The 26,412-nt window shown below is 66.5% G+C and carries 23 protein-coding genes; 10 read left to right on the forward strand and 13 right to left on the reverse strand.

From position 1 onward, the window contains the following. Positions 1–112: 112 nt before the first annotated feature. The 9 genes from recO to rpoE all read right to left on the reverse strand — a co-directional run bounded on the left by recO (position 113) and on the right by rpoE (position 8,781). The gene (recO, locus tag N5D20_RS23460) at positions 113–832 is read right to left on the reverse strand and encodes a DNA repair protein RecO (protein WP_197579679.1); all 720 of its coding nucleotides are present in this window, start codon (positions 830–832) and stop codon (positions 113–115) included. Between the two features lie 18 nt (positions 833–850). Next, positions 851–1,747 carry a GTPase Era gene (era, locus tag N5D20_RS23465; protein WP_010482823.1) on the reverse strand — a complete coding sequence of 299 codons (897 nt, stop codon included), beginning with the start codon at positions 1,745–1,747 and terminating at the stop codon, positions 851–853. Then, on the reverse strand, positions 1,744–2,424 hold the full coding sequence (gene rnc, locus N5D20_RS23470; protein WP_010482822.1) for a ribonuclease III: 681 nt from the start codon (positions 2,422–2,424) through the stop codon (positions 1,744–1,746). The genes era and rnc overlap by 4 nt, the downstream gene beginning before the upstream one ends. Then, complete coding sequence (locus tag N5D20_RS23475; protein ID WP_010482821.1) at positions 2,414–2,797, reverse strand: DUF4845 domain-containing protein; 384 nt, start codon at positions 2,795–2,797, stop codon at positions 2,414–2,416. Before N5D20_RS23475 ends, rnc begins: the two co-directional genes overlap by 11 nt. A 52-nt stretch (positions 2,798–2,849) precedes the next feature. Continuing rightward, positions 2,850–3,644, reverse strand: a complete 795-nt coding sequence (gene lepB, locus N5D20_RS23480; protein WP_010482820.1) for a signal peptidase I — start codon at positions 3,642–3,644, stop codon at positions 2,850–2,852. A gap of 54 nt (positions 3,645–3,698) precedes the next feature. Then, a complete protein-coding gene (gene lepA, locus N5D20_RS23485; protein ID WP_010482819.1) occupies positions 3,699–5,492 on the reverse strand; it encodes a translation elongation factor 4 in 1,794 nt (597 codons plus the stop codon). A gap of 180 nt (positions 5,493–5,672) precedes the next feature. Further along, positions 5,673–7,208: a DegQ family serine endoprotease gene (locus tag N5D20_RS23490; RefSeq protein WP_197579681.1), complete on the reverse strand. Its 1,536-nt coding sequence runs from the start codon at positions 7,206–7,208 to the stop codon at positions 5,673–5,675. Between the two features lie 74 nt (positions 7,209–7,282). Further along, the gene (locus N5D20_RS23495; RefSeq protein WP_049435298.1) at positions 7,283–8,164 is read right to left on the reverse strand and encodes a sigma-E factor negative regulatory protein; all 882 of its coding nucleotides are present in this window, start codon (positions 8,162–8,164) and stop codon (positions 7,283–7,285) included. Next, entirely contained in the window at positions 8,161–8,781 is a 621-nt protein-coding gene (gene rpoE / locus N5D20_RS23500; protein WP_010482816.1) for an RNA polymerase sigma factor RpoE, read from the reverse strand. Before rpoE ends, N5D20_RS23495 begins: the two co-directional genes overlap by 4 nt. Positions 8,782–9,016: 235 nt before the next feature. On the opposite strand from rpoE, the gene N5D20_RS23505 reads away from it, so the two are divergent. The 4 genes from N5D20_RS23505 to N5D20_RS23520 all read left to right on the forward strand — a co-directional run bounded on the left by N5D20_RS23505 (position 9,017) and on the right by N5D20_RS23520 (position 14,072). Beyond that, entirely contained in the window at positions 9,017–11,080 is a 2,064-nt protein-coding gene (locus N5D20_RS23505) for a 3-hydroxyacyl-CoA dehydrogenase NAD-binding domain-containing protein (RefSeq protein WP_197579683.1), read from the forward strand. 631 nt (positions 11,081–11,711) lie between these two features. Next, a complete protein-coding gene (locus N5D20_RS23510; RefSeq protein ID WP_029550874.1) occupies positions 11,712–12,575 on the forward strand; it encodes a pirin family protein in 864 nt (287 codons plus the stop codon). 121 nt (positions 12,576–12,696) lie between these two features. After that, positions 12,697–13,416: an aquaporin Z gene (gene aqpZ, locus N5D20_RS23515; protein ID WP_019338641.1), complete on the forward strand. Its 720-nt coding sequence runs from the start codon at positions 12,697–12,699 to the stop codon at positions 13,414–13,416. Positions 13,417–13,613: 197 nt separating this feature from the next. After that, on the forward strand, positions 13,614–14,072 hold the full coding sequence (locus N5D20_RS23520) for a hypothetical protein (RefSeq protein ID WP_010482811.1): 459 nt from the start codon (positions 13,614–13,616) through the stop codon (positions 14,070–14,072). A gap of 128 nt (positions 14,073–14,200) precedes the next feature. Here the strand turns inward: N5D20_RS23520 and N5D20_RS23525 are convergent, their stop codons facing one another. After that, positions 14,201–15,052: a pirin family protein gene (locus N5D20_RS23525; protein WP_049435296.1), complete on the reverse strand. Its 852-nt coding sequence runs from the start codon at positions 15,050–15,052 to the stop codon at positions 14,201–14,203. Between the two features lie 215 nt (positions 15,053–15,267). On the opposite strand from N5D20_RS23525, the gene N5D20_RS23530 reads away from it, so the two are divergent. Next, a complete protein-coding gene (locus N5D20_RS23530) occupies positions 15,268–17,349 on the forward strand; it encodes a carbon starvation CstA family protein (protein WP_049435295.1) in 2,082 nt (693 codons plus the stop codon). Further along, positions 17,349–17,573, forward strand: a complete 225-nt coding sequence (locus tag N5D20_RS23535) for a CstA-like transporter-associated (seleno)protein (RefSeq protein WP_005410613.1) — start codon at positions 17,349–17,351, stop codon at positions 17,571–17,573. The genes N5D20_RS23530 and N5D20_RS23535 overlap by 1 nt, the downstream gene beginning before the upstream one ends. 548 nt (positions 17,574–18,121) lie before the next feature. Here the strand turns inward: N5D20_RS23535 and N5D20_RS23540 are convergent. Then, positions 18,122–19,375, reverse strand: a complete 1,254-nt coding sequence (locus N5D20_RS23540; protein ID WP_043399043.1) for a DUF819 family protein — start codon at positions 19,373–19,375, stop codon at positions 18,122–18,124. A gap of 134 nt (positions 19,376–19,509) precedes the next feature. On the opposite strand from N5D20_RS23540, the gene N5D20_RS23545 reads away from it, so the two are divergent. Beyond that, positions 19,510–19,899 (forward strand): VOC family protein, encoded by a 390-nt coding sequence (locus N5D20_RS23545; protein WP_197579685.1) that lies wholly within the window; start codon positions 19,510–19,512, stop codon positions 19,897–19,899. An 86-nt stretch (positions 19,900–19,985) separates the two neighbouring features. On the opposite strand, the gene N5D20_RS23550 is transcribed toward N5D20_RS23545, so the two are convergent. Then, complete coding sequence (locus N5D20_RS23550; protein ID WP_049411177.1) at positions 19,986–21,272, reverse strand: HAMP domain-containing sensor histidine kinase; 1,287 nt, start codon at positions 21,270–21,272, stop codon at positions 19,986–19,988. Continuing rightward, complete coding sequence (locus N5D20_RS23555) at positions 21,259–21,972, reverse strand: response regulator transcription factor (RefSeq protein ID WP_010482805.1); 714 nt, start codon at positions 21,970–21,972, stop codon at positions 21,259–21,261. Before N5D20_RS23555 ends, N5D20_RS23550 begins: the two co-directional genes overlap by 14 nt. Before the next feature lie 130 nt (positions 21,973–22,102). Between N5D20_RS23555 and N5D20_RS23560 the strand changes: the two genes are divergently transcribed. The 3 genes from N5D20_RS23560 to N5D20_RS23570 all read left to right on the forward strand — a co-directional run bounded on the left by N5D20_RS23560 (position 22,103) and on the right by N5D20_RS23570 (position 26,316). Next, positions 22,103–23,806, forward strand: coding sequence for a glycosyltransferase family 39 protein (locus N5D20_RS23560; RefSeq protein WP_197579687.1), 1,704 nt, complete (start codon positions 22,103–22,105; stop codon positions 23,804–23,806). Between the two features lie 111 nt (positions 23,807–23,917). Further along, complete coding sequence (locus N5D20_RS23565; protein WP_197579689.1) at positions 23,918–24,670, forward strand: phosphatase PAP2 family protein; 753 nt, start codon at positions 23,918–23,920, stop codon at positions 24,668–24,670. After that, entirely contained in the window at positions 24,667–26,316 is a 1,650-nt protein-coding gene (locus tag N5D20_RS23570) for a phosphoethanolamine--lipid A transferase (RefSeq protein ID WP_197579691.1), read from the forward strand. Before N5D20_RS23565 ends, N5D20_RS23570 begins: the two co-directional genes overlap by 4 nt. Positions 26,317–26,412: the final 96 nt, after the last annotated feature.

Raw genomic sequence — 26,412 nt, forward strand, 5'->3', positions numbered from 1 at the left:
CTCCCGCAACCGGACCCACCGCGCCTACCCACGGATAACCAGCTTTTGCTTTTGACGTTGCCGTTGCCGTTGATTCGGCAGGTGCAGGGCTGCAAGCCCTGCCGAACACCCCCTACCTGCGGGGTGCGAGCTGCTCGAGCATTTCCCAGGACTTCAGGCCGCGGGCGCCCAGGTGATGGGCCAGCACCCGCCGCATCGGCAGGCGCAGGCTGGCCAGATCGGTGGCATCGGGCTCTTCGTCCGCCGCCAGCGCCAGCAGCGCCGAGCCAGTGGCCGCCGCCCGGCGTTCCCCACCGCGCTCGCTCAGCAGGCGCTGCGCGCCTTCCTGCGGGTCCAGTTCGTAACGTGCCGCCGGGTCGATCGGCTGGCCGTCGCTCGCGCTGTCCAAATCGAAACCCAGGCCCAGCGCGGACAGCAGCTCGCGTTCGAAGCGACGCAGGGTCCAGGCCAGGCCGGCGCCCACGGCCAGCCGCGCACGTGCCTCGCCGTAGGCCAGGTACAACTCAGGCAGCGGGTCCTGGCGCGGGGCCAGGCGCAGGGTCAGTTCACTCAGGTAGAAGCCGGCCAGCATCGCCTGGCCGACCAGGCGTGGCGCGGCATCCAGCGCCTCGGCACCCCGCAGCTGGGCCAGTTCACCCCGCTGCAGGGCACTGAAACGGATCCACTGCAGCGGCTGAAGAGCAGCGCGCAGCACCTGTCCCTTGGCGGTGGATACGCCACGCGCGAGCAGGCCAATGCGGCCATGCTGCGCGCTCAGCACTTCGACCAGCAGGCTGGTCTCGCGGTAGGCCCGTGCGTGCAGCACGAAGCCAGTGTCGTCCTCGATCATCATCGAAGCGACCGCAACGGCTTACTCGTAACCGAAGGCCTTCAGTGCGGCCTCGTCGTCGGACCAGCCTTCACGCACGCGCACCCAGGTCTCCAGGAACACCTTGGCTCCGAACAGACGTTCCATCTGCAGGCGGGACTTGGCACCAATCTCCTTCAGCCGGGTGCCACCCTTGCCGATCACGATCGCCTTCTGGCCCTCGCGCTCGACCCAGATCACCGCACCAATGCGCAGCAGGTTGCCATCTTCAGTGAAGCGCTCGATTTCCACGGTGGTCGCGTACGGCAGTTCCTCGCCGAGCTGGCGCATCAGCTGCTCACGCACCAGCTCGCCGGCCAGGAAACGCTGGCTGCGGTCGGTGATCTCGTCTTCGCCGAACATCGGCGGCGCTTCCGGCAACAGCGCCAGTACGTCACGTACCAGTGCTTCCAGACCGTTGCGCTTCTGCGCCGAGATCGGGTGCACGGACGAGAAGTCACGGCCGGCCGTGACTTCCTGCAGGAACGGCAGCAGCGCGCCCTTGTCCTTCAGACGGTCGATCTTGTTGACCACCAGCACCACCGGGATACCGGCGTCGCGCAGAACATTGAAGGCCAGGCTGTCTTCTTCGTCCCAGCGACCGGCTTCGATCACCAGCAGGCCGGCATCGACGCCTTCCAGCGAGCCGCGCGCGGCGCGGTTCATCACCCGGTTCATCGCCCGCTTCTGCACCTTGTGCAGGCCGGGGGTGTCGACCAGCACCAACTGGCCTTCCGGATAGGTGGCGATGCCCAGCAGGCGATGGCGCGTGGTCTGCGGGCGGTTGGAAACGATGCTGACCTTGGCGCCGACCAGGGCATTGGTCAGGGTCGATTTGCCCACGTTCGGGCGGCCGATGACGGCCACGCTGCCGCAATGATGGGAAGTTTGTTCGCTCACTTGGAATCCAGTTGTTCTAGGACGGCTGCAGCCGCCTGTTGTTCGGCAAGCCGCCGCGAGGCGCCTTCGCCCTCGATGCTGGCGGCCGGGTCGGCTACGTTGCAGCGTACCCGGAAGTGCTTGGCGTGGTCGTCACCGGATTCTGACACCAGTTCATACTGCGGCAACGCCTTCTGTCGGGCCTGCAGCCATTCCTGCAGGCGGGTCTTGGGGTCCTTCTCGGGCCGGCCGGAGGCCGGCAGTGCCTCGATCGAAGCACTGAACCAGGGCAGTACCACCGCCCGGCAGGCCTCGAAGCCGGCATCCAGGTAGATCGCGGCCACCACGGCTTCCACCGCGTCGGCCAGGATCGAGTCGCGGCGATGACCGCCGGACTTCATTTCGCCCGGACCCAGGGTCAGCCGCTCGCCCAGTTCCAGGGTGCGCCCGATCACCGCCAGCGCGCCTTCACGCACCAGCTCGGCACGGGCACGGGTCATCGCCCCTTCGTCAGCCTTGGGCCAGCGTCGGTACAACGCCTCGGCCGCCATCATGTTGACGATGCTGTCGCCGAGGAACTCCAGGCGCTCGTTGTGCGGCGCACCGGCACTGCGATGCGTCAGCGCCTGCTTGAGCAGGGCCGGGTCGCTGAAGGCATGACCAATCAGGTCGCCACGTTGGATGAATTTACTGGGCACCGCTTCGTGTCAGGTCCTGGGAAGAATCGAATTTGCCAACCACATCGAGGTTGCCGATCAGCTGACGGCGCACTTCGTAGTTGACCTTGAGGGTCCAGCCATTGTCGCGACGGTCGAACTTCACGTTGGCCGGCTTCACATTGTCCGAGTAGTTGATGTACAGGCGCTTGAAGAACAGGTCCTGGATGCGCGCCGGCTCCATGCTGCCCACGCCCGGCTCGTTGGCCAGGCTTTTCATCGCCGAGCGCACCGCGTAGTACTCCTGGTACATCGGGAACAGCTTCATGCCGATGTAGAGGAAGAAGCCAACCACGATCAGGACCGTCAGGAACGAGGTCAGGGTCATGCCACGCTGCGTGTTCATCGTCTTCATTGCGTTCTCCCCAGATACGCGTTGGATGTGAAAATACCCGGTTGATGCCCGGTCAGTTGATGCTCGAGCCGATCCGCGACGGCTCGAAACCATCCTTGCAGAACCAGCCCTGGCAGTTCAGCCAGATCAGGAAGGCCTTGCCGCGCAGGTTCTCTTCCGGCAGCAGGCCCCAGAAACGGCCATCGTCACTGTTGTCACGGTTGTCGCCCATCACCAGGTACTTGCCGGCCGGCACGGTCCACTGGCCCTGGCCACGCGGGTAGTCGGTCTCCAGCACGGTGTGGGTGCGGCCCGGCAGGTGCTCGACCAGCAGGTTGGCGCCCTCGCCCTGACCCTTGTGGCCGGCGTAGATGCCCTTGTTGTCGTACTTCAGCGGTTCGCCATTGAGGATCATGCCGTCGCCTTCGAAGACCACGGTATCACCCGGCACGCCGATCACGCGCTTGATGAAGTTCTCGCCCTTTGCCGGGTCGTTGTCGCTGTGGCCGGGGAAGTGGAACACCACCACATCGCCACGCGACGGCTCGCCAAATGGCACGATCTTGGTGTTGCTGATCGGCAGGCGCAGGCCGTACGAGAACTTGTTGACCAGGATGAAATCACCGATCAACAGGTTCGGCATCATCGAGCTGGACGGGATCTTGTACGGCTCGGCGATGAAACTGCGCACGATCAGCACGATCGCCAGCACCGGGAAGAACGCACGCGAGTAGTCCACCAGCACCGGCTCGGAATCGAGCAGGCCGGCGCGCTGGGCACGCCGCTTGGCAAGGTACAGCTTGTCCGCGAGCAGGATCAGGCCCGAGGCCAGGGTCAGCACGACCAGGAGGATCTCAAACAGTTTCATTCAGGGTCCTTTGCAACGTCACCGGACGACCGGCCCCGCAGGGCCGGTGCGGGCTTACTTGTTGTCCATCTGCAGCACGGCCAGGAACGCTTCCTGCGGGATCTCCACGCGGCCGACCTGCTTCATGCGCTTCTTGCCTTCCTTCTGCTTTTCCAGAAGCTTCTTCTTGCGCGAAACGTCGCCACCATAGCACTTGGCCAGCACGTTCTTGCGCATGGCCTTGACCGTGGTACGGGCGATGATCTGCGAGCCGACGGCGGCCTGGATGGCCACGTCGAACATCTGGCGCGGGATCAGGTCCTTCATCTTTTCGCACAGCTCGCGGCCACGGCGGTCGGCATGGCTGCGGTGCACGATCAGCGACAGCGCATCGACCTTGTCACCGTTGATCAGCACATCCACGCGCACGAACGGGCCGGCGTCGAAGCGCACGAAGTGGTAGTCCAGCGAGGCATAGCCACGGCTGACCGACTTCAGCTTGTCGAAGAAGTCCAGCACCACTTCGGCCATCGGCAGCTCGTAGCTGATCTGCACCTGGCTGCCCAGGTAGTTGATGCCGATCTGGCTGCCGCGCTTTTCTTCGCACAGCTTGATGATGTTGCCGATGTACTCCTCGGGAGTGAGCACGTTGGCACGGATGATCGGCTCGCGGATCTCCTCGACCTGGTTCACCGGCGGCAGCTTGGCCGGGTTGTCCATGTTGATGATCGAGCCATCGGTCTTCAGGACTTCATACACCACCGTCGGCGCGGTGCTGATCAGGTCCAGGTTGTATTCGCGCTCCAGGCGCTCCTGCACGATTTCCATGTGCAGCATGCCGAGGAAGCCGCAGCGGAAGCCGAAGCCCATCGCCTCGGAGCTTTCCGGCTCGAAGCGCAGCGCGGCATCGTTCAGGCGCAGCTTGTCCAGCGCTTCGCGAAGGTCCGGGTAGTCCTCGGCGTCGACCGGGAACAGGCCGGCGAACACGCGCGGCTGCATTTCCTGGAAGCCCGGCAGCGGCTTCGGTGCCGGATCGCCGGCAAGGGTCAGGGTGTCGCCGACCGGCGCACCGTGCACGTCCTTGATGCTGGCGGTGACCCAGCCCACTTCACCGGCACGCAGCGCCGGCAGCACCTTGCGCTTCGGGGTGAACACGCCGACGTTGTCGACCTGGTGGTTGCGGCCGGTGGACATCACCTGCAGCTTGTCACCGGCCTTGATCTCGCCCTGCATCACGCGCACAAGCGAGACCACGCCCAGGTAGTTGTCGAACCAGGAGTCGATGATCAGCGCCTGCAGCTTCTCGGTGTCGCGCGGCTTCGGCGGCGGAATGCGGTGCACGATCGCTTCCAGCACGTCCTGCACGTTCAGGCCGGTCTTGGCACTGACCGGCACGGCGTCGGAGGCGTCAATGCCGATCACGGCCTCGATCTCGGCCTTGGCGCGCTCGATGTCGGCGGTGGGCAGGTCGATCTTGTTGATCACCGGCACCACTTCCAGGCCCTGCTCCACGGCGGTGTAGCAGTTGGCCACCGACTGCGCTTCCACGCCCTGGGCCGCATCGACCACCAGCAGCGCGCCTTCGCAGGCGGCCAGCGAGCGGCTGACTTCATAGGAGAAGTCGACGTGGCCGGGGGTGTCGATGAAGTTCAGATGGTAGGTCTGCCCGTCCTTGGCCAGGTACGGCAGCGACACCGACTGCGCCTTGATCGTGATGCCACGCTCGCGCTCGATCGGGTTGGAGTCGAGCACCTGCGCTTCCATCTCGCGGGCCTGCAGGCCACCACAGAGCTGGATGATGCGGTCGGCCAGCGTGGACTTGCCGTGGTCGACATGGGCGATGATGGAGAAGTTGCGGATGTTCCGCATCGAATCAGAAGACATAGGTGGCGGCGGCGCGCGGCGTCGTCAGGGTAACGGTCGATTATCGCACGCCCGGCGCCCGCCCGCGAAAACGGCCTCATCGCACCGGGCCCGGAATGGCCGAAGCCCCGCCGGGGCGGGGCTTCGGAAGAGAAGCAGGGGCCGCCGAAGCGGCCCCGGCAGGCCTTACTGGCCGGCCTTCACCGCCACGAACGCGCTGTTGCCGCTGCCGGTACGCACCAGCAGCATCACCACGTCGCCCTTCTTGTAGCTGGACAGCGCACGGTTCAGCGCGTCCACGCTGCCAACCTGGGTGCTGGCCACCTGCAGGATCACCATGCCCGGAGACAGGCCCGCATCACGCGCGCCCTGGCCCTTGACCCCGGTGATGCGCACGCCTTCGCCCGATTCCAGGCCCAGCTGCTTGCGCTGCGGCGCGGTCAGGTCACTTACGTCCAGCCCCAGCAGGGCATTGGCGCCGGCCTGCGGCGCCGCATCGCTGTCGCCGGTGGCCGGGCCACGCGAACTGGCCTGCCCATCTTCGGTCAGTGCGGTCAGGGTAGCGCTGAGGTCACGCGGCTTGCCATCGCGGATCACGCCCAGGGTGACCCGGCTGCCCGGTGCCATCGCGCCGATCAGCGGCGGCAGGTCGGACCAGCTGTTGACCGGCGCGCCGTTCACCGAGCGGATCACATCGCCGATCTTCACCCCGGCCCGGGCTGCAGCCGAATCCGGCACGATCTGGTTGACCAGGGCGCCGCGGCTGTCCGGCAGGCCCATCGCCTGCGCCTTCAGGCCGTCGATTTCCTGCACCACCGCGCCGAGCTGGCCGCGGGTGACCTTGCCGGTCTTCTTGATCTGCTCGACCGCGCTCATCGCCAGGTCGATCGGGATCGCGAAGCTGATGCCCATGTAGCCGCCCGACGCGGAGAATATCTGCGAGTTGATGCCGACCACTTCGCCACGGGTGTTCAGCAGCGGGCCACCGGAGTTGCCCTGGTTGATCGCCACGTCGGTCTGGATGAAGGGCACGTAGCGCTGGTCCGGACCGCCGGTGCTGCGGCCGAGGGCGCTGACCACGCCGGCAGTGACCGAGTGATCGAGGCCGAACGGCGAGCCGATCGCGACCACCCACTGACCCGGCTTGAGGGAGTTGGAGTCGCCAACGCGCACGGTCGGCAGGTTCTTGCCGTCGATCTTCAGCAGTGCGACATCGTACTGCTGGTCGCTGCCCACCACTTTCGCGGTGAACTCACGGCGGTCACCCAGCTTGACCTTCACCTCGCTGGCATCGGCCACCACGTGGTAGTTGGTCAGCACATAGCCATCGGGCGAGATGATGAAGCCCGAACCCATACCGCGGCCCTTGATGCTGGGGCCACCGTCCGGACCGCCCGGGCCCTGCCCCGGCATCGGGAAATCCGGACCGAAGAAGCGGCGGAAGAACTCCGGCATGTCATCGTCGCCGCCCATCGGGCCCCGTGAGGCCTGGCGGTTGTTGCGGACGATGGTGGTGTCGACGTTGACCACGCCAGGTCCGACCTGTTCGACCAGATTGGTGAAGTCAGGCAGGCCCGTGACCAGCGGCTGGGCCGGCGCCCGCGGCGCGGCGGCCGGCGCGGCCTGGGTCGGGGCGGCCGGAGCCGGGGCCTGCGCGCAGGCCATCAACGGCAGGGTCAGGGCCAGCAGGCCCATGGCCTGCGTGCGGAGTCGGGGAGTCATCGGACGGCAACCTCCGGATCGGATGGAAAGAGGAATACGGGCCCCGCCGACGGCGGGGCGTGAAAGCGCCCGGCTCAGTCGCGCGGGCGCGGCGGCACCGGCAGGTCGTCCTGCAGGCGCGGCTCGAACGGGTAGAACGCGGCGCCCCCGGCATGGGCCGGGAAGCTCGCATTGAGCGCGCCGCCGGCAGCGGGCGCCAGGCTGGAGCGCGGCCACGGTCGCGCCTGCAGGCCACCGACCTCACCGAACGGCATGTTGCGGCCGGCATTGGCCGGCACGGTCGGGGTCAACGGCGCCTGTGCGGCGGCCACAGCGCGTTGCGGCATGTCCTCACGCTGGGCGGCACGCGCGGCCTGCTGGCTGCGGGTAGCGCTGGCGCGACGGGTGTCCTGGCGACGGCTGGCCGCGGCCATGGCCACTGCCGGTACACCGGCCACGGCCATTGCGGCGGTATCCACCGAGGCTTCGGTCACCGGAGCCGGCGTCGTCGGTGCCGGCGCGAGTTCGGCCTGGCTGGCGATCACCTGCGGTGCCAACGGCTCGCCCGGGGTGGCCTCCTTCAACTTCTCACCGCCCATGAACAGGGCCACCGCCGCCACCGATGCGGCCAGTGCGGCGCCACCGCCCCAGGCCCGCCAACCACTGCGACGCACCTGACGGCGCGGCTCGGCCTGCGGCGCGGGCTCGGCGGCGATGGCGGCAGCCACGGCGGCACTGAACCCGGCCGGCGCCAGTGCCGACGCCTGCCCGCGCATCACATCACCCAGCAGCTGCCAGCGCTCCTGGCAGCCGGCCAGTTCGGGGTCATGCTCCATCCGGCGCAGCAGGAAGCGCGCTTCATCGGCGCCCAGCTCGCCATCGACCAGGGCCGACAGCTGCTCGCGATGGCGCTGGTCCAAGCGCTGCCCGGCGGGCGATTGATGGTTCTGCGATTCGTTGAACGGATTACTGGTCATACGCGGCTCTTCTCACGGGTGGCGCTGCCGATGTCCAACAGCGGCCGGAGTTCGGTGTCGATCGCCTCGCGCGCCCGGAAGATCCGTGAACGCACGGTGCCGATCGGGCACCCCATTTTCTGCGCGATATCCTCGTAACTCAGGCCTTCCACCTCGCGCAGGGTGATCGCCAACCGGAGTTCTTCCGGCAGCGCGTTGACGGCCTTCATTACCGTCTGTTCCAGTTCCTGGCGCATCAACTCGCGTTCGGGCGTGTCGGTGTCGCGCAGGCGCGTCCCGCTGTCGAACTGTTCGGCATCACCGATGTCGATGTCATCGGTCGGCGGTCGGCGATTGTGTGAAGCCAGGTAGTTTTTGGCGGTATTCACGGCGATTCGATGCAACCAGGTTGAGAACTGGGCATCGCCACGGAAACTTCCGATCGCGCGGTAGGCACGGATGAAAGTGTCCTGGGCGACGTCCTGACATTCGCTCCAGTCGGCGATGTAGCGACCGACAAGGGCCACCACGCGATGCTGGTACTTGCGCACCAGGACATCGAACGCGGCGCTCTCGCCGTGCTGCACGCGCCGGACCAGTTCCAGATCCAGCTCCTGAGGTGTATCAACATCGGCCATGAGGGGCCGCACTCCTGTCAGCCCAACCGACGTCGGGCAATGAGACTGCCAATCCCGGGAAAAGTTCAGTCGCCGATCACCTGGCGCCGCACCAGCTTTTAACCACCGTTCCGTTAGCGTTCCGGTCCACGGCCATGGATCCGGGGTCGCCACTCCCCTGCTATTGGGATTTGACGCGGGGGAAACAACCTCTGGATCATAGCCGCTTCTCCATACACAACCGGATGGAACGTCCATGCTCTCAGGCTTCGATGGTCTCCGCTTCAGCCACTGGCACCCCGAGATCCGCGACGACGGCGTGGTGGTTCTCTCCCTGGATCGTCAGGACAGCAGCGTCAACGCCATGTCGCAGGACGTGCTGCTGGAACTGGGCGACCTGCTCGAGCGCATTGCGCTGGACCCGCCCAAGGGCGTGGTGATCCAGTCGCTGAAGAAGGCCGGCTTCATTGCCGGTGCGGACCTGAAAGAGTTCCAGGAGTTCGACCGCCGCGGCACCGTCAACGACGCCATCCGCCGCGGCCAGGCCACTTACCAGAAGCTGGCCGAGCTGCCCTGCCCGACCGTGGCGGCTATCCACGGCCACTGCCTGGGCGGCGGCACCGAACTGGCACTGGCCTGCCGCTACCGCGTGGCCTCCAATGACAGCAGCACCCGCATCGGCCTGCCGGAGACCCAGCTGGGCATCTTCCCGGGCTGGGGCGGCAGTGCACGCCTGCCGCAGCTGGTGGGCGCCCCGGCGGCGATGGACATGATGCTGACCGGCCGCACCCTGTCGGCCTCGGCCGCGCGTGGCATCGGCCTGGTCGACAAGGTGGTGGCACCGGCGGTGGTGCTCGACACCGCCGTGGCGCTGGCGCTGTCCGGCACCACCCGCCCGTTCAAGCAGCGCGCGACGGCCTGGGCCACCAATACCTGGCTGGCACGCACTTTGCTGGCACCGCAGATGGTCAAGCAGGTCGCACGCAAGGCCAAGAAGGACCAGTACCCGGCGCCGTACGCGCTGATCAGCACCTGGCAGCGCAGCGGCGGCAAGCCGATCCAGGCGCGCCTGGATGCCGAACGCCGCGCAGTGGTGAAGCTGGCCAGCACGCCGACCGCGCGCAACCTGATCCGCATCTTCTTCCTGACCGAGCGCCTGAAGGGCCTGGGCGGCGGTGACTCCGGCATCCGCCACGTGCACGTGGTCGGCGCCGGCGTGATGGGCGGCGATATCGCCGCGTGGGCGGCCTACAAGGGCTTCGAGGTGACGCTGCAGGACCGCGAGCAGCGCTTCATCGACCCGGCCATGGAACGGGCGCAGGCTCTGTTCGCCAAGAAGGTGCGCGACGAGAGCAAGCGCCCGGCGGTGGCCGCGCGCCTGCGTGCCGATCTGGAAGGCAACGGCGTGGCCGAGGCCGACCTGGTGATCGAAGCAATCATCGAGAACCCGGAAGCCAAGCGTGCGCTGTACCAGATACTGGAACCGAAGATGAAACTGGACGCGCTGCTGACCACCAACACCTCGTCGATTCCGCTGGTGGAACTGCGCGACCACATCCAGCGCCCAGCACAGTTCGCTGGCCTGCATTACTTCAACCCGGTCGCGCAGATGCCGTTGGTGGAGATCATCCATCACGACGGCATGGCGCCGGAGACCGAGCGCCGCCTGGCCGCGTTCTGCAAGGCGCTGGGCAAGTTCCCGGTGCCGGTGGCCGGCAGCCCGGGCTTCCTGGTCAACCGCGTGCTGTTCCCGTACATGCTGGAAGCCGCCACCGCGTATGCCGAGGGCATTCCGGGCCCCGTGATCGACAAGGCCGCAGTGAAATTCGGCATGCCGATGGGCCCGATCGAACTGATCGACACCGTAGGCCTGGACGTGGCTGCCGGCGTCGGCCGCGAACTGGCGCCGTTCCTGGGCCTGCAGATTCCGGCCGCGCTGCAGACGGTGGAACCGGACAAGCGTGGCAAGAAGGATGGCCAGGGCATCTACACCTGGGAAAACGGCAAGCCGAAGAAGCCGGACGTGGCCAGCGATTACCAGGCACCGGCCGATCTGGAGGACCGCCTGATCCTGCCGCTGCTGAACGAAGCGGTGGCGTGCCTGCACGAAGGCGTGGTGGCCGACGCGGACCTGCTGGATGCGGGCGTGATCTTCGGCACCGGCTTCGCACCGTTCCGTGGCGGTCCGATCCAGCACATCCGCGCAGTAGGAGCCGACGCGATCGTCGAGCGGTTGAAGGCATTGCAACAGCGCCATGGCGACCGTTTCGCCCCGCGCCCCGGCTGGGACAACCCCGCCCTGCGCGAACCGGTGATTTGAGTTTACCGGCCGGGCCTGCGGCCCGGCACCCGCAGAGGCAACCGCCGAAGCAAAAACCAGAGCCAGAGCCAAAGCGGCTCTGGCTTTTCTGTTTGTTGGGCGGGGCGGTGTCGGGTTGCGGGGACGCCGTAAACCCGTCCTTGGGGCCTTGGCCGCGGCATCCATGCCGCGGACACCCCGCAACCCGACACCGCCCCACCCCTGACAGTTTCCCGGTGACGGTGGGTGAACTGCGATGGCTGGTAGGTGTCGACCTTGGTCGACACGCTTGATCCACGCCATGCGTGGATGCGAGCGAAGCGACCGGCGTTTGATTTTGATTTTCTTTTTCTTCTCCGTGGCTGCACAGCACACGGAAACTGTCAGAGGCCGGGCGGGTGGGTGGCGCAGGGGCGTGAGCCGCATGGATGCGGCGATCGAGCTTACATGGACGTACTTGCAGCGTCCCCTGCGCCACCCACCCGCCCGGCCAAGCGCGGCTTCTGCTTTTGCTTCTGCCTTCAGCGACCAACCCCACAGCCACGAGGGGCTGCGCCGTTGGCTGGAACAACCTGTTACCCATACGGGGCATGTGCCCGTCACAGCTGCATGCGATGCTGACCACCTGATCCCTGCCAGCGAGAACGCCCGCATGACCACCATCATCGCCCCGCGCGTGCACGACATCGGCGGCCTCGAAGTCCGTCGCGCCGTCCCCACCCTGCAGGCGCGCAGCATCGGCTCGTTCGTGTTCGTCGACCAGATGGGCCCGGCGCTCATGCACCCCGGCACCGCCATCGATGTGCGCCCGCATCCGCATATCGGCCTGGCCACCGTGACCTACCTGTGGTCGGGCGCGATCGGCCACCGCGACACGCTGGGGTCGGACCAGGTGATCCGTCCCGGTGACGTCAACTGGATGACCGCCGGCCGCGGCATCGCCCATTCCGAGCGCACGCCGCAACCGGACCGCGACCATGACAACCCGATCCACGGCATGCAGACCTGGGTGGCGTTGCCGAAGTCGCATGAGGAAATCGAACCGGCCTTCTACCACCATGCCGCGGCCACCCTCCCCGAGCAGCGCCGCAATGGTGCCTGGCTGCGGGTGATCGCCGGGCGCGCCTATGGCGAGGAATCGCCGGTGAAGGTGTTCGCCGACACCCTCAACGTAGCAATCGACCTCGACCCGGATGCGGAGATCGATATCGACAATGGCCACCGCGAGCGCGCGTTGTACATCCTCGAAGGCGACGCACAATTGGACGGCGTGGACATCCCCGCCCAGCACCTGGTGATCCCCGAAGCCGGTGCGATAGGTCGCCTGCGCGCGAAGACGCCGGTGAAGGCGATGCTGTTCGGCGGCGAGCCGCTGGATGGCCCGCGTCACCTGTGGTGGAACTTCGTGTCCAGCTCGAAGGAGCGCATCGAGCAGGCCAAGCACGACTGGGAGGCCGGTCGCTTCGGCACCATCCCGGGCGACGACAAGGAGTTCATCCCGCTGCCGCAGTACTGAACATCGCGTGTTGCACACATCCGAAGGTGTATCCCTGCACCCGGCGTTGACACTACAGTCACCCGCTGATCACTGAAATGTGACATAAATCACACTTTCTTTCGTCAAAGGAGTGCAACACATGAGCATGGGTAAACGCTTGTCCGCCGAGTTCCTCGGCACGTTCTGGCTGGTTCTGGGTGGCTGTGGCAGCGCGGTGCTGGCCGCCAAGTTCGGTGGTGACGGCAATCCGCTGGGTATCGGTTTCCTCGGCGTGGCGCTCGCCTTCGGCCTGACCGTGGTGACCGGCGCCTATGCGTTCGGCCACATCTCCGGCGCGCACTTCAACCCGGCAGTCAGCGTCGGGCTGTGGGCTGGCGGCCGCTTCCCGACCAAGGACCTGGTGCCCTACATCATCGCCCAGGTCGCCGGCGGCCTGCTGGCCGGCTTCATCCTGCTGCAGATCGCCTCCGGCGCCAGTGGCTTCGCCATCGACGGCAGCCAGGCCGGTGCGTTCGCCAGCAATGGTTATGGCGCGCTGTCGCCCGGCGGCTACAGCGTTGCTGCCGCCTTCCTGTGCGAAGTGGTGCTGACCGCGGTGTTCCTGATCGTGATCATGGGCGCCACCCACGGCAAGGCACCGGCCGGTTTCGCGCCGCTGGCGATCGGCCTGTCGCTGACCCTGATCCATCTGATCAGCATTCCGGTCACCAACACCTCGGTGAACCCGGCCCGCTCCACGGCGGTGGCCTTCTTCGCCGGCAGCGGCGCGGTCAGCCAGTTGTGGCTGTTCTGGGTCGCTCCGCTGCTGGGCGGCGCGATCGGCGGCATCATCTACAAGTGGATCGGCAACGACCGCTGAGGCCTGTGCGGACCATTGCGGCCGACCTTCGGCCGCAATGGTTACGCTTGTAACCGCGATTTGTGCGATCGCTCACGTTCCGTTAAGGTTGAGTTGACCGTCCGTGCACATGCCGGCCGGGGCGGCATCCGGGGATGGGATGCCATGGCCGCCAGCCCATCTGGCGGAGCCACACGACAGACCACCTTGGGGGATGCATGAAGTTCGCGCCTGTAGTGTTGTCGAGCCTGCTGTTCGCTGCGGCCCAGGCCGCTGCGCAGGCTCCCACCGAATGTCCTTCATTGCCGGCCAGCAGCGGCCTGCAGTGGCAACAGCAGGCACAGGCCGATTTTCTGGTCTGCCGCGCCAGCACCGGGGACGGCCGCGAGGTACTGAGCCTGATGCTCAGTGCGCGCGATCCCAACCTTCCATTGAACCGCTCGCTGCGCCAGGAAAAGGGCAGCTTCGGCGGTGAGTCGCTGTACTGGTACCAGCCCGATCTGGGAGGCCAGCAGCCGCCCGGCTATGCCGAGCGCCGCATCAGTGTGGTCAAGCTCGACAAAGGGCGTTACGCGCAGATTTCACTGTATCCGGACAGCGCCCAGGAACTGGGCTCGCTGCAGCAGCTGGCGCAGGGCATGAGCCTGACCCCGTCGGCCGTGGCCGCGGGGCGCTGAAGGTGACGGGGATGACTGCCTGGCAGCATCCCCGCAATGCGACCCGATCCGACGGTAGTGCCGGCCGCTGGCCGGCAAACGCTTCGATCCTGATCAGAAGAGGTTGCCGGCCAGCGGCCGGCACTCCCTCAGAACTTGCCTTCCTGGAAATCGACGAAGGCCTGCATCAGTTCCTGCCGTGTGTTCATCACGAACGGCCCGTGGCGCATCACCGGTTCGCGCAGCGGACGGCCCGCAACCAGGATCAACCGTGCACCTTCGCTGCCGGCCGAAAGGTGCAGCTGCTCACCGCCGCCCAGCACCGCCAGCTCCTGGCGTGCCACGTCACGCGCGGCGTCCTGCTCACCCACGGTCACGCCACCTTCGAACACGTATGCAAAGGCGTTGTGCCCTTCCGGCAACGCATAGGTCCAGGCGCGATCCGGGGCCAGCGTGATGTCCAGGTACAGCGGATCGGTGGCCGGCTGCACGATCGGGCCATCGGTGCCGTCCACGCTGCCGGCAATCACCTTTACCTCCACGCCCGGCTCCGGGTGCACCACGGGAATGCGCTCGGGCGCGAATTCCTGGTACTTCGGGTCGGTCATCTTCTCCTTCGCCGGCAGGTTCACCCACAGCTGGAACCCGCGCATCTGCCCGCTCTCCTGCTCGGGCATCTCCGAGTGCACCAGGCCACGGCCAGCGGTCATCCACTGCACGCTGCCCGGGGTCAGCAGGCCTTCGTTGCCGTGATTGTCACGATGCCGCATGCGCCCGTCGAGCATGTAGGTGACGGTTTCGAAGCCGCGGTGCGGATGCTCCGGAAACCCGGCGATGTAGTCCTCGGCACGATCGGTACCGAACTCATCGAGCAGCAGGAACGGATCCAGGTCGGGCAGCGTGGGGCCACCGATGACGCGGGTCAGGCGCACGCCAGCACCGTCGGAGGTGGGCATGCCACGGATGGTCCGCAGCACGCGGACCGGTTCGGGAAAGCTCATGGCGACTCCTGTTGGGTGGATGCCACTGAAGATGGACGCCACACGGCTGCACGCCAATGGACGGCGCCGCAACCGATTGTTCCATCCCTGATGTTCGCTGCACGTCAGCACAACAAACGTACGACCAAAGTACTACCGCCGATTCGTCCTGTGCCAATTGACCCTGTCGAGGGCACGCGGGACTCTTTGTCTGTCTTTCCGGGAGAGAGCACCTCATGAAAGGGTTTTCCAAACTGGGCTGGGCGGTACTCGCCCTGCTCGGCGCATTCTGTCTGGGCACCGTGGCCCTGCGCCGCGGCGAACACATCAACGCACTGTGGATCGTGGTGGCGGCGGTTTCGCTGTACCTGGTCGCCTACCGCTTCTACAGCCTGTTCATCGCCAACAAGGTGATGCAGCTGGATCCGACCCGGGCCACCCCGGCGGTGATCAACAACGATGGCCTGGACTACGTGCCGACCAACAAGCACGTGCTGTTCGGCCATCACTTTGCCGCCATCGCCGGTGCCGGCCCGCTGGTCGGCCCGGTACTGGCCGCGCAGATGGGCTACCTGCCCGGCCTGTTGTGGCTGGTGGTGGGCGTGGTGCTGGCCGGCGCGGTGCAGGACTTCATGGTCCTGTTCCTGTCCAGCCGCCGCAACGGCCGTTCGCTGGGCGACCTGGTAAGAGAGGAGATGGGCCAGGTGCCCGGCACCATCGCGCTGTTCGGCGCGTTCCTGATCATGATCATCATCCTGGCGGTGCTGGCGATGGTGGTGGTCAAGGCGCTGGCCGAAAGCCCGTGGGGCATGTTCACGGTGATCGCGACGATGCCCATCGCGATCCTGATGGGCGTGTACATGCGCTACATCCGCCCCGGCAAGATCGGCGAGATCTCGGTGGTTGGCCTGATCCTGCTGCTGGCCGCGATCTGGTACGGCGGCAAGGTCGCCGCCGATCCGGTCTGGGGCCCGGCGTTCACCTTCACCGGCACCCAGATCACCTGGATGCTGATCGGTTACGGCTTCGTCGCCTCGGTACTGCCGGTGTGGCTGCTGCTGGCCCCGCGTGATTACCTGTCGACCTTCCTCAAGATCGGCACCATCATCGCGCTGGCCATCGGCATCCTCGTGGTGATGCCGGAACTGAAGATGCCGGCACTGACCCAGTTCGCCGCCAGCGGTGATGGCCCGGTGTGGAAGGGCGGCATGTTCCCGTTCCTGTTCATCACCATCGCCTGCGGTGCGGTCTCCGGTTTCCATGCCCTGATCTCCTCTGGCACCACGCCGAAGCTGCTGGCCAATGAGGCGCACATGCGCTACATCGGCTACGGCGGCATGCTGATGGAATCGTTCGTAGCGGTGATGGCACTGGTGGCGGCATCGATCATCGACCCGGGCATCTACTTCGCGATGAACAGCCCGGCCGCGGTGATCGGCGCCGATGCTGCGTCGGCGGCGCACTACATCACCAACACCTGGGGCTTCACCATCACGCCGGAGCAGCTGACCGCGACCGCGGCGGCCATTGGCGAGCCGACCATCCTGCATCGTGCAGGTGGCGCGCCGACACTGGCGGTAGGCATCGCGCAGATCCTGCACCAGGCCATCCCCAGCAGCAGCGACGCAATGATGGCCTTCTGGTACCACTTCGCGATCCTGTTCGAGGCGTTGTTCATCCTGACCGCGGTGGACGCCGGCACCCGCGCCGGACGCTTCATGCTGCAGGACCTGCTGGGCAACTTCGTGCCGGCCCTGAAGAAAACCGAGTCGTGGACCGCCAACATCATCGGTACCGCCGGCTGCGTGGCGCTGTGGGGCTACCTGCTCTACACCGGCGTGGTCGATCCGTTCGGTGGCATCCAGACGCTGTGGCCGCTGTTCGGTATCTCCAACCAGATGCTGGCCGGTATCGCGCTGATGCTGGGCACGGTGGTGCTGTTCAAGATGAAGCGTGACCGCTATGCGTGGGTGACAGCGGTGCCGGCCATCTGGCTGCTGATCTGCACCACCTACGCCGGCTTCATCAAGATCTTCGACAGCAACCCGGCACAGGGCTTCCTGGCACAGGCACACAAGTTCCAGGCCGCGCTCGCCAGCGACACCATCACCGCACCGGCCAAGTCGGTGGCGCAGATGAAGCAGATCGTGGTCAACGCCTACGTCAACACCGGCCTGACCGCGCTGTTCCTGCTGGTGGTGGGCGCGGTGCTGGTGTATTCGATCAAGACCATCCTGGCGGCCCGCCGCAATCCGCAGCGCAGCGACCGCGAGACCCCGTACGTGGCGCTGAAGCCGCATGAAATGGTGGATCTGTGATGAGCACGCAACTGGTTCCCGCCGGCCAGTACCAGGCCCACCGCCGCATCTGGCGGCGCCTGGTGCAGACCGCACGGCTGTGCTGTGGCATTCCTGATTACGACAACTACGTCCGGCACATGCTGGAAAAGCATCCGGACCAGGAGCCGATGGACTACAAGACGTTCTTCCGCGAGCGCCAGGAAGCCCGCTACGGCGGACGCAACGGTGGCCGCTGCTGTTGAGGGTTGGGTGCCGGGCTTGCAGCCCGGCGCCCGCAGAGGCCGGAGCAACTGCAACTGCAACTGCAACTGCTGGAGCGTCGGCTCTGGCTTTCTGTGGGTTTGGCGGGGCGCTGTGGGTTCGCAGGACACGCCGTAAACCCGTCCCTGGGGGCTCGATGGCGCCATCCATGGCGCCAACGGTCCTGCAAGCCCACCCCGCCCCGCCTTTGACAGATTTCCGGGGACGGTGCGAAACATCTGGGGTCGGATTCGTTTTCGTTGGAAAACGGAGCCGCCCCCTTCTTTGTTCATGGATACCGATGGAATTGATTCACGCATGGCGTGGATCCAGCAGATCGCGGAAAACTGTCGGAGGCGGGGTGGGTCCGGTTGAGGGGGCGTGAGCGCCATGGATGGCGCGACCGAGGCTACATGGACGTATTCACGCCGTCCCCCTCAACCGGACCCACCCCGTCATCACACGGAATGCCGCTCTGGCTTTTGATGTTGAGGTTGCCGGCCAGCGGCCGGCACTACCGCGGGTGCCGGGCGCCGCCCGGCTGGCCTCCTCAGCCGGTCGCCATCCACTTCAGGATCAGGCCAGTGACATAGGCCAGTCCGGTGCCGGTTGCATAACCGACCGTGCCCAGCAGCACGCCCACCGGGGCCAGCGTCGGATGGAACGCCGCTGCCACCACCGGCGCCGACGCCGCAGCGCCGATGTTGCCCTGCGAACCAATGGCGAAGAAGAACAGCGGCGCGCGCAGCAGCTTGGCCACGACCCACAGCACCAGCACATGCGTGGCCATCCAGATGGCACCGAGCAGGAACAGCCACGGCCGATCCAACAGCGACAGCAGGTTCATCTGCATGCCGATGCAGGCGATCAGGAAGTACAGGAACACCGTGCCCAGCCGCGACGCACCGGCCGCTTCCAGCCTGCGTGCACGGGTGAAGCTCAGGCCCAGGCCCATCGCGGTGGACAGCAGGATCACCCACACGAACTGGCTGTCCAGGCTGAACTGGCTGGCCCAGCTGACGTTGGCCTTGAACCAGCCCGACAGCGGCGCAGCGATGGCGTGGGCCAGGCCCACACCGCCCAGTGCCACGCCGACGATCACCATCAGGTCGGTCATGCTGGGAATGCGCGCGTTCTGCGCCTCGTAGGCACTGATGCGCGCCTTCATCTCGTCGATGGCACGGGTATCGGCGCCGTTGCGGGTGTCGATCTGCTGTGCGCGGTTGGCCAGGAACAGCAGGATCGCCATCCACAGGCTGGCGCAGGCCACGTCGACCACGGCGAACTGGCCGAAGGTGGTGGCATCGGTGCCGAACACTTCGCGCATGGCGACCATGTTGGCACCGCCACCGATCCAGCTGCCGGCCAGCGCCGCCATGCCGGCCCAGGTATCACCGGCCACGGTTTCCGGGTGGATCAGCTTCATGAGCTGGAACGAGACGATGGCGCCGAGCATGATGCCGGCGGTACCGGCACAGAACACAAGCAACAGTTTCGGCCCGAGCTTGATGACGCCCTTCAGGTCGATCGACAGGGTCAGCAGGACCAGCGCGGCCGGCAGCAGCACGTCACGCGCGACCGGGTTGTACAGCGAGGTGTTGTGGCCATCGATGACACCAGCGGTGTTGTAGATGGCGGGGATGAAATAGCACAGCAGCAGTGCCGGCACCCAGGCGAAGATCTTCTTCAGCAGCGGGGTCGGACCACTGGCGGCCCAGAATATCAGGGCCAGGGTGGCGGCAATCAGGCCCAGTCCAACGATGTCGTTGCTGATCAGGGCAGTAGTAGCGGGTTCGGTCGGCATGGGATCCTCTGTCGATCGAAAGAGCGGGAAAAAAAAGCGCCGCATAAAGCGGCGCAGGTCGAGATTAACATTGTCTTCACGCCGGGTCATGCTGCAGTGCCGACCACACCTCCACCCCCTCAGGGAGCCTACTCATGCAGCTTGGCGCCTTTTCGGTCAGTCTCTCGGTGAAGGATCTCGCGGCCTCCCGTGCCTTCTACGAAGCCCTGGGCTTCTCGGTCACCGGCGGCGATCCAGCACAGAACTGGCTGGTGCTGCGCAGCAACGGCACCGTGATCGGCCTGTTCCAGGGCATGTTCGAGGGCAACCTGCTGACCTTCAACCCCGGCTGGGACCAGCACAAGCAGGAGCTGACCCACTTCCAGGATGTGCGCGAGCTGCAGGCGGAGCTGGATGCCAGGAGCATCGCGCTGGCAGTCCGCACCGATCCCGATGGCCAGGGGACCGGCTACCTGCAGCTGGCCGATCCCGACGGCAACGTGATCCTGATCGACCAGCACGTGGCGCGGCCGAACGGGCGTTGACGCGGACAGCCATCGCGTGGGTAGGCGTCGACCTTGGTCGACGGGCAGCATGCCAACCAGGGTTGGCATCTACCAGGACGGCCGGATCAGCCCGGTCGCGAGGCACTGAAATCGAGCGTGACACGCGTGCCTCGCGGCTCGCAGGGCTGCAGCTGCAGGGTCCAGCCCAGGTGCTCGCAGAGCCGCGCGATCAGATCCAGCCCGATGCCGCCGCCACGATCGGCGCGCTCGCCACGGGCCATCCGCGCGTGGATGGCCGCGATCTCCTCCGGGCTCATGCCATGCCCGGGGTCCTGCAGGGTCAGCACCGCCGACGAACTCAGCCGCAATTCGATGTGGCCACGGCCACTGTTCTCGATGGCGTTGCGCACCAGGTTGCCGATCGCCGCCTGCACCACCGCCAGCGGCGCGACGATGTCCACCGGCGCGGCCTGGATGCCGATGCTCAGGTCCTTGTCGCCCAACAGATGGCGATGGTCGTCGACGATCTCCGGCAGCAGCTGGTCCAGCGCGATGCGCTCGGCACGCGCCGCCAGTCGTGCCGGATCACGCGCCAGCACCAGCAGCAGTTCGATCAGCTGCTCCACGCTCTGCGCGGTGCGCAGTACCCGCTGCATCTGCTGGCGCGCACGCTCGGGCAGGCCCGGTTGCTCCAGCGCCAGTTCGGCGGCACCGGTCATCACCGCGATCGGCGTGCGCAGTTCATGGCTGGCGGTGCTGATGAACACCCGCTCGCGTTCGACGAACTGTTCGTTGCGGTCCAGGTAATCGTTCAGTGCACCGGCAATCGTGTGCAGCTCGGAGCTGCCACGCGGGTCGACCTCTATGCGCTGTCCCTGCGCACCGGGCCGCAGATCGGCGATGCGCTGCGCCAGCAAGCTCAACGGTCGCACCATCCGCTCCATGCCGAAGGACGCCATCAGCACGGTGACGAAGATCATGATCACGCCCGCCAGCATCACCCAGCGCGTGGCGAACTGCTCCAGATCGTGGAAGTCGGAGATATCCAGCGCCAGCGCGACCCGCCCCATCGATTCGGTCTCGCGCACCATCACCGCCGTCTCGCGGCCCTTCACCATTACCCCGTCATGCAGCCCGGGATGCAGGGTACGCAGGCTGTCGGGCAGGTTGACCGCGTCGAAGCGGTAGAGGCTGAGCGTGTCCGAATCCTGCCAGCGGTAATGCGGCTCGTGTTCGACATGTTCGACGATGCTGTCGAGTTCGGAATTGAGCAGCGCGCGCCAGGCAGCGTGCTCGGCATGCTCATGCACGTAATTGCCGACGCTGAACACCGCCAGCGAAAGCAGCGCCAGGTAGCCCAGCAACCACCACAGCACGCGCCGGTACAGCGGCCCGGGCTTACGCGCCTTCATCAGTATCCTTGCCAGCGTCGCTGCCGGTGGTCACGGCCAGCCGATAACCCACCCGCGGCAGGGTGTGGATCAGCTTCTCGGCAAACGGGCCGTCAACGCTGCGACGCAACTCGTAGACATGCGAGCGCAGCAGGTCACCATCCGGCGGCTCGTCGCCCCACAGGGCGAACTCCAGCTGCTGTCGTGTCACCGCACCCGGGCTGGCCCGCATCAGCACTTCCAGCAGTTTGCGGCAGGCCGGGTACAGGTGCAGCACCTGGCCCTCACGCTGGGCCTCCAGCGTCGCCAGATCCAGCACCAAGTCGCCCACCTGCAGGCGCTTGCGCGGGTTGCGGCCCTGCGCGCGCAGCAGCAGCGCTTCCAGCCGCACCTCCAGCTCGGGCAGCGCGAACGGCTTGGTCAGGTAGTCGTCGGCGCCGGCACGGAAGCCGGCAATCTTGTCCGGCAGCTCGTCACGCGCGGTCAGCATGATCACCGGCACTTCCGATGCATGCTCGGTGCGCAGCCGGCGCAGCACCTCCGGCCCCTCCATGCGCGGCAGCATCCAGTCCAGGATCACCGCGTCGTAGGGATGGCTTCCGGCCAGGTGCAGGCCGGTGATGCCATCCGGGGCCACGTCGAGCACATGCCCGCGCGACTCGAAATAGTCGAACAGGTTGGCCACCAGCTGGCGGTTGTCCTCGATCACCAACAGACGCATGCACGAAACATCCACGGAAGTTCGTACCATGGTAGCGCCGCCCATGTCGGAATGCGGTCGTCCCGCCCCCTTCTGACGCTTTTCCCACCCCCGCCACCTCAGAATGGCCGTTTTGCTCCCGGAGCCTGCCGTGCCCGTAGCCCTGCCCCGCCGTTGGCGCCTGCCCCTGTTGTGGCTGCTGATCATTGCTGCATTGGCAGCGGGCATCGGCCTTCGGCAGCCGCAGCCGCCGGACGAGCCGCGCTTCGTGCTGGCCGCGCGGACCATGGTCGAGAGCGGGCAATGGCTGCTGCCGCATCGTGGCAGCGAGCTGTATTCCGAGAAACCACCGGTGTTCATGTGGCTGCAGGCGGCCGCTTACGAGGTGGTCGGCAGCTGGCAGTGGTCGTTCCTGCTGCCGTCATTGCTGGGCGCCCTGCTGAGCCTGTGGCTGGTGTCGGATCTGGCACGGCGGCTGTGGTCGCCGCGGCATTCCATCTATGCCCTCGCGGCGCTGTTCTGCACCCTGCAGTTCGGGCTGATGGCCAAGCGTGCGCAGATCGACATGGTGCTGGTGGGGATGACCACCGTCGCCGTGTGGGGCTTGATGCGGCACCTGTGCGAACGTCGTAACCTGCCCGCGCTGTGGCTGGCCGGTTTCGCCGCAGGCGTCGGCACGGTGACCAAGGGCGTGGGTTTCCTGCCGTTGCTGATGGTGCTGCCCTGGTTCGGCTGGTGGCTGTACCAGCGCCGTCGCGGGTACCGCGTGGAGGGTCCGCACCCGGCAACGCTGCTGTGGCTGATCCCGGCGTTCCTGCTGGGCGTGGGCGTGTGGCTGGCGCCGCTGGGCTGGGCCCTGCTGCACACGCCCAGCGCCGAACTGCAGGCCTACGCGCATGAGCTGCTGTTCAAGCAGACCGGTACCCGTTACGCCAATGCCTGGCACCACCGGCAGCCGGCCTGGTACTACCTGCAGGTGATCCTGACCCTATGGCTGCCGGGCAGCCTGCTGCTGCCGATGCTGTTCAAGCCCTGGTGGCGCCGTATCCGCCGTGGCGACCGTCGCCAATGGCTGCTGCTGGGCTGGGCGGTGCTGGTACTGGTGTTCTTCAGTGCCAGCCCGGGCAAGCGCGAGGTGTATCTGTTGCCGATGCTGCCGGCGATGGCACTGGCCGTGGCCCCGCTGCTGCCCGGCCTGTTGCGCCGCCTGTGCGTGCGCCGCTACCTGTTCGGCTACAGCGTGGTGCTGATGCTGGCCACCGGCGTGCTCGGCGTGATGCTGATGACCGAGCACCCGTGGGCGTTGGCGCAACTGGAACGCCGCGCCATGCCCGATACGTTGCTGCCGGTGCTGGGCGATGGCCTGCTGACCTTCGCCATTGCCCTGGCCACGCTGATCGTGTGGCTGCGGGTACGTCGTGCCGCGACGCTGGTGCTGCTGACCCACGGCATGCTGTGGATGCTCTATGGCCTGGTGCTGATGCCTGCACTGGACCCCTTCGCCTCGGCATCGGCACTGATGCGCCGGGTGGGTGCGCGGATCGGTCCCGACGCCGAACTGGCGCTGGTGGCCTGGCGCGAGCAGAACCTGCTGCAGGCCGACCGGCCGGTGCGCGAGTTCGGCTTCAAGCGGCCTTGGGCCGAGCAGTGGCACGACGCCGGTCCGTGGCTGGCCGAGGCGCCGGACAAGCGCTGGCTGCTGGTGCTTGATGATGCGATGAGCCCATGCGTGGACCCGAGCAAGGTGATCGATATCGGTGTTGCCAACAGGAACCGTTGGCAACTGCTTCCCGGTACCGCATGGAACCCGCAATGCCACGCCGAGCGGGCCGGGTCGACCGCCGAAGAAGACTGAACGTCGGCACGTGCTGGGCAAGCATTAACCCGGCACGAACGAGCGTCCGACCCTTCTCCGACATCCAGATGACGAGCATGACCGCGGATTCCCGACCCGCCCTTTCCCAGCATGCCCGTCCGTCCCCTTGATGCGATAGCGCCGCTTGCGACATCGCCACTGGCGTCACGATTTGCCGTAACTCACCTATGGCTGCCTGTCGCAATCGGTCTGCCCTTGTTTACGCTGCTGATGGGTTTCGGCGGCGACCAATGGATGGCCGATCACCTGTTCCGCATTGAGGGTGGCCATTGGGCGCTGCAGGACGCCTGGGTCACCCGCACGCTGGTGCACAAGGCCGGCAAATGGCTGAGCACGGCTGCTGCGCTCGTGGCGATCCTGCTGTGCTTCCACCACTGGCGAAAGGGTCGCGATCGCACCCTGCGGTGGGCGCTGCTTTATGTCGTAATTGCCATGGCTCTGGGCACGGGCGTGATCTCCCTTCTGAAGTCGCTGGTGCCGATGGAATGCCCCTGGGACCTGCTGCGCTACGGCGGCCACCAGCCTTTCATCGGTCTTTTCACCCTGCGCCCGGCCGGCATGGCGCCGCAGGCCTGCTTCCCGGCCGGGCATGCCAGCGCCGGCTATGCGTGGCTCTGTCTGTACTATTTCGCCCTGCTGTGGCGCCCGTCGTGGCGCTGGGCGGGGCTGTGGATCGGCCTCGGCGCTGGCCTGGTGTTCGGCATCAGCCAGCAGCTGCGGGGCGCACATTTCCTTTCGCATGACGTTGCCACTGCGTTGATATGTTGGCTGCTTTCGCTCGGCCTGTATGTCCTGATCCGCCGTCAGCTGGACCGTCCCCACCGCCAGGAGGCAAACGCATGAGTGCATCGGTCCAACGCCCCGCCCGCCTTCCCGCGTTGGCGAACCTTCGCCATTGGCGGCCGCAGCTGTCCACCGAAGCACTGATCGCACTGACCAGCCTGTTCTTTGCGGTGGCCGGCAACGGCCTGTTCTGGCACAGCGCGATGGCCAGCCATCCGGGCAGCCTGCGCTACGCGCTGTCGCTGCTGCTGTTGCTGCTGGGTGCGCACGGCGTGCTGCTGGGCATCCTGGTCTGGCGCTGGAACGCCAAGGTGGTGATCAGCCTGCTGCTGCTGGTGACCGCATTCGCCGCGCATTACATGAGCCGCTACCACATCTACCTGGATGCGGACATGCTGCGCAACGTGCTGGCGACCGACCCCAAGGAAAGCCGCGAACTGATGACCGTGTCGCTGCTGTGGCCAGTGCTGCTGCTGGCCGTGTTGCCGATGATCGTGCTGTGGCGCGTGCAGCTGCGCCGCCGCAGCTGGGGGCGCAGCCTGTTGTGGCGCCTCGGGTTCCTGCTGGTGGCGGCGGTGACCGCGGTGGGCGGTGCGCTGATTTCGTTCCAGGATGTCTCGGCGCTGATGCGCAACCAGCGTGAAGTGCGCTACCTGGCCACCCCGGCCAACGTGCTGCTGGGCCTGCCGCGTGCACTGCGGGGCGACAACCCGGTGCAGCGCGCGCCGAAGCTGCCGATCGGCACCGACGCCAAGGCCACGCCGCGCGCTGCGGCCAGCAAGCCTCGCCTGCTGGTGATCGTCATGGGCGAGACCGTGCGCGCGCAGAACTGGGGCCTCAACGGTGGCCGCAACACCACCCCGGAACTGGCCCAGGCACCGGTGATCAACTTCCCCGACATGCACTCCTGCGGCACCAGCACCGAAGTGTCGCTGCCGTGCCTGTTCTCGCCGTGGGGACGCCACGAGTACGACGAGAAGAAGATCCGTGCACACCAGTCGCTGCTGCATGTGCTGAACCGTGCCGGCATCGCACCGCTGTGGCGTGACAACCAGTCCGGCTGCAAGGGCGTGTGCGAAGGCCTGGAGTTCCAGTCGCTGTCCGATGCGACCACCCCGGGCCTGTGCGCTGACGGCCGCTGCATGGACGAGATCCTGCTGCAGGACCTGGCCACCCAGGTGCGAGCCAAGCCCGGCGACCGCGTGGTGGTGCTGCACCAGCTGGGCAACCACGGCCCCGCCTATTTCGAGCGCTACCCGGCCGCGTTCCGCCGCTTCACCCCCACCTGCGATACCCGCGACATCGGCCGCTGCTCGCGCGAAGAGATCACCAACAGTTACGACAACGCCGTGCTGTACACCGATCACTTCCTGACCAAGACCATCGGCACGCTGCAGGGCATGCAGGACTACGACACGGCGATGATCTATCTGTCCGACCACGGCGAGTCGCTGGGCGAAAAGGGTCTGTTCCTGCACGGCGTGCCTTACGCCATCGCCCCGGCCGAGCAGACCCGGGTGCCGATGACGATGTGGTTCTCGCCGGGCTTCGCCAGCAGCCGCGGGCTGGACCTGCAATGCGTGCGCAGGCGTTCGGCGGCCTATACCGACCACGACAACCTGTTCCCGTCGGTGCTGGGCCTGATGCAGGTGAAGACGGCGCTGTACGAGCGCGATCGCGACGTGTTCGCCAACTGCGAGAGTTGAGGGTTTGTCGGCAGGGCTGCGCCCTGCACCCGCAGAGGCCTTCAAGCAACGGCAACGGCCGAAGCAACAGCAGAAGCGGGTTTGCTGTGGGTTGGC

The organism is Stenotrophomonas sp. GD03877 (genome assembly GCF_029840555.1).
In the GTDB taxonomy this organism is placed as follows: domain Bacteria; phylum Pseudomonadota; class Gammaproteobacteria; order Xanthomonadales; family Xanthomonadaceae; genus Stenotrophomonas; species Stenotrophomonas geniculata.

Excerpts from the sequence above, each read along its gene's own strand:
- N5D20_RS23520 (WP_010482811.1), top strand. The coding sequence starts at position 13,614 with ATGAAGTTCGCGCCTGTAGTGTTGTCGAGCCTGCTGTTCGCTGCGGCC.
- aqpZ (WP_019338641.1), top strand. The coding sequence starts at position 12,697 with ATGAGCATGGGTAAACGCTTGTCCGCCGAGTTCCTCGGCACGTTCTGG.
- N5D20_RS23565 (WP_197579689.1), top strand. The coding sequence starts at position 23,918 with ATGCCCGTCCGTCCCCTTGATGCGATAGCGCCGCTTGCGACATCGCCA.
- N5D20_RS23510 (WP_029550874.1), top strand. The coding sequence starts at position 11,712 with ATGACCACCATCATCGCCCCGCGCGTGCACGACATCGGCGGCCTCGAA.
- N5D20_RS23570 (WP_197579691.1), top strand. The coding sequence starts at position 24,667 with ATGAGTGCATCGGTCCAACGCCCCGCCCGCCTTCCCGCGTTGGCGAAC.
- N5D20_RS23475 (WP_010482821.1), bottom strand. The coding sequence starts at position 2,797 with ATGAAGACGATGAACACGCAGCGTGGCATGACCCTGACCTCGTTCCTG.
- N5D20_RS23555 (WP_010482805.1), bottom strand. The coding sequence starts at position 21,972 with ATGCGTCTGTTGGTGATCGAGGACAACCGCCAGCTGGTGGCCAACCTG.
- N5D20_RS23525 (WP_049435296.1), bottom strand. The coding sequence starts at position 15,052 with ATGAGCTTTCCCGAACCGGTCCGCGTGCTGCGGACCATCCGTGGCATG.
- lepB (WP_010482820.1), bottom strand. The coding sequence starts at position 3,644 with ATGAAACTGTTTGAGATCCTCCTGGTCGTGCTGACCCTGGCCTCGGGC.
- N5D20_RS23540 (WP_043399043.1), bottom strand. The coding sequence starts at position 19,375 with ATGCCGACCGAACCCGCTACTACTGCCCTGATCAGCAACGACATCGTT.
- N5D20_RS23505 (WP_197579683.1), top strand. The coding sequence starts at position 9,017 with ATGCTCTCAGGCTTCGATGGTCTCCGCTTCAGCCACTGGCACCCCGAG.
- N5D20_RS23530 (WP_049435295.1), top strand. The coding sequence starts at position 15,268 with ATGAAAGGGTTTTCCAAACTGGGCTGGGCGGTACTCGCCCTGCTCGGC.
- N5D20_RS23495 (WP_049435298.1), bottom strand. The coding sequence starts at position 8,164 with ATGACCAGTAATCCGTTCAACGAATCGCAGAACCATCAATCGCCCGCC.
- N5D20_RS23535 (WP_005410613.1), top strand. The coding sequence starts at position 17,349 with ATGAGCACGCAACTGGTTCCCGCCGGCCAGTACCAGGCCCACCGCCGC.
- N5D20_RS23490 (WP_197579681.1), bottom strand. The coding sequence starts at position 7,208 with ATGACTCCCCGACTCCGCACGCAGGCCATGGGCCTGCTGGCCCTGACC.
- rpoE (WP_010482816.1), bottom strand. The coding sequence starts at position 8,781 with ATGGCCGATGTTGATACACCTCAGGAGCTGGATCTGGAACTGGTCCGG.
- recO (WP_197579679.1), bottom strand. The coding sequence starts at position 832 with ATGATGATCGAGGACGACACTGGCTTCGTGCTGCACGCACGGGCCTAC.
- N5D20_RS23550 (WP_049411177.1), bottom strand. The coding sequence starts at position 21,272 with ATGAAGGCGCGTAAGCCCGGGCCGCTGTACCGGCGCGTGCTGTGGTGG.
- lepA (WP_010482819.1), bottom strand. The coding sequence starts at position 5,492 with ATGCGGAACATCCGCAACTTCTCCATCATCGCCCATGTCGACCACGGC.
- N5D20_RS23545 (WP_197579685.1), top strand. The coding sequence starts at position 19,510 with ATGCAGCTTGGCGCCTTTTCGGTCAGTCTCTCGGTGAAGGATCTCGCG.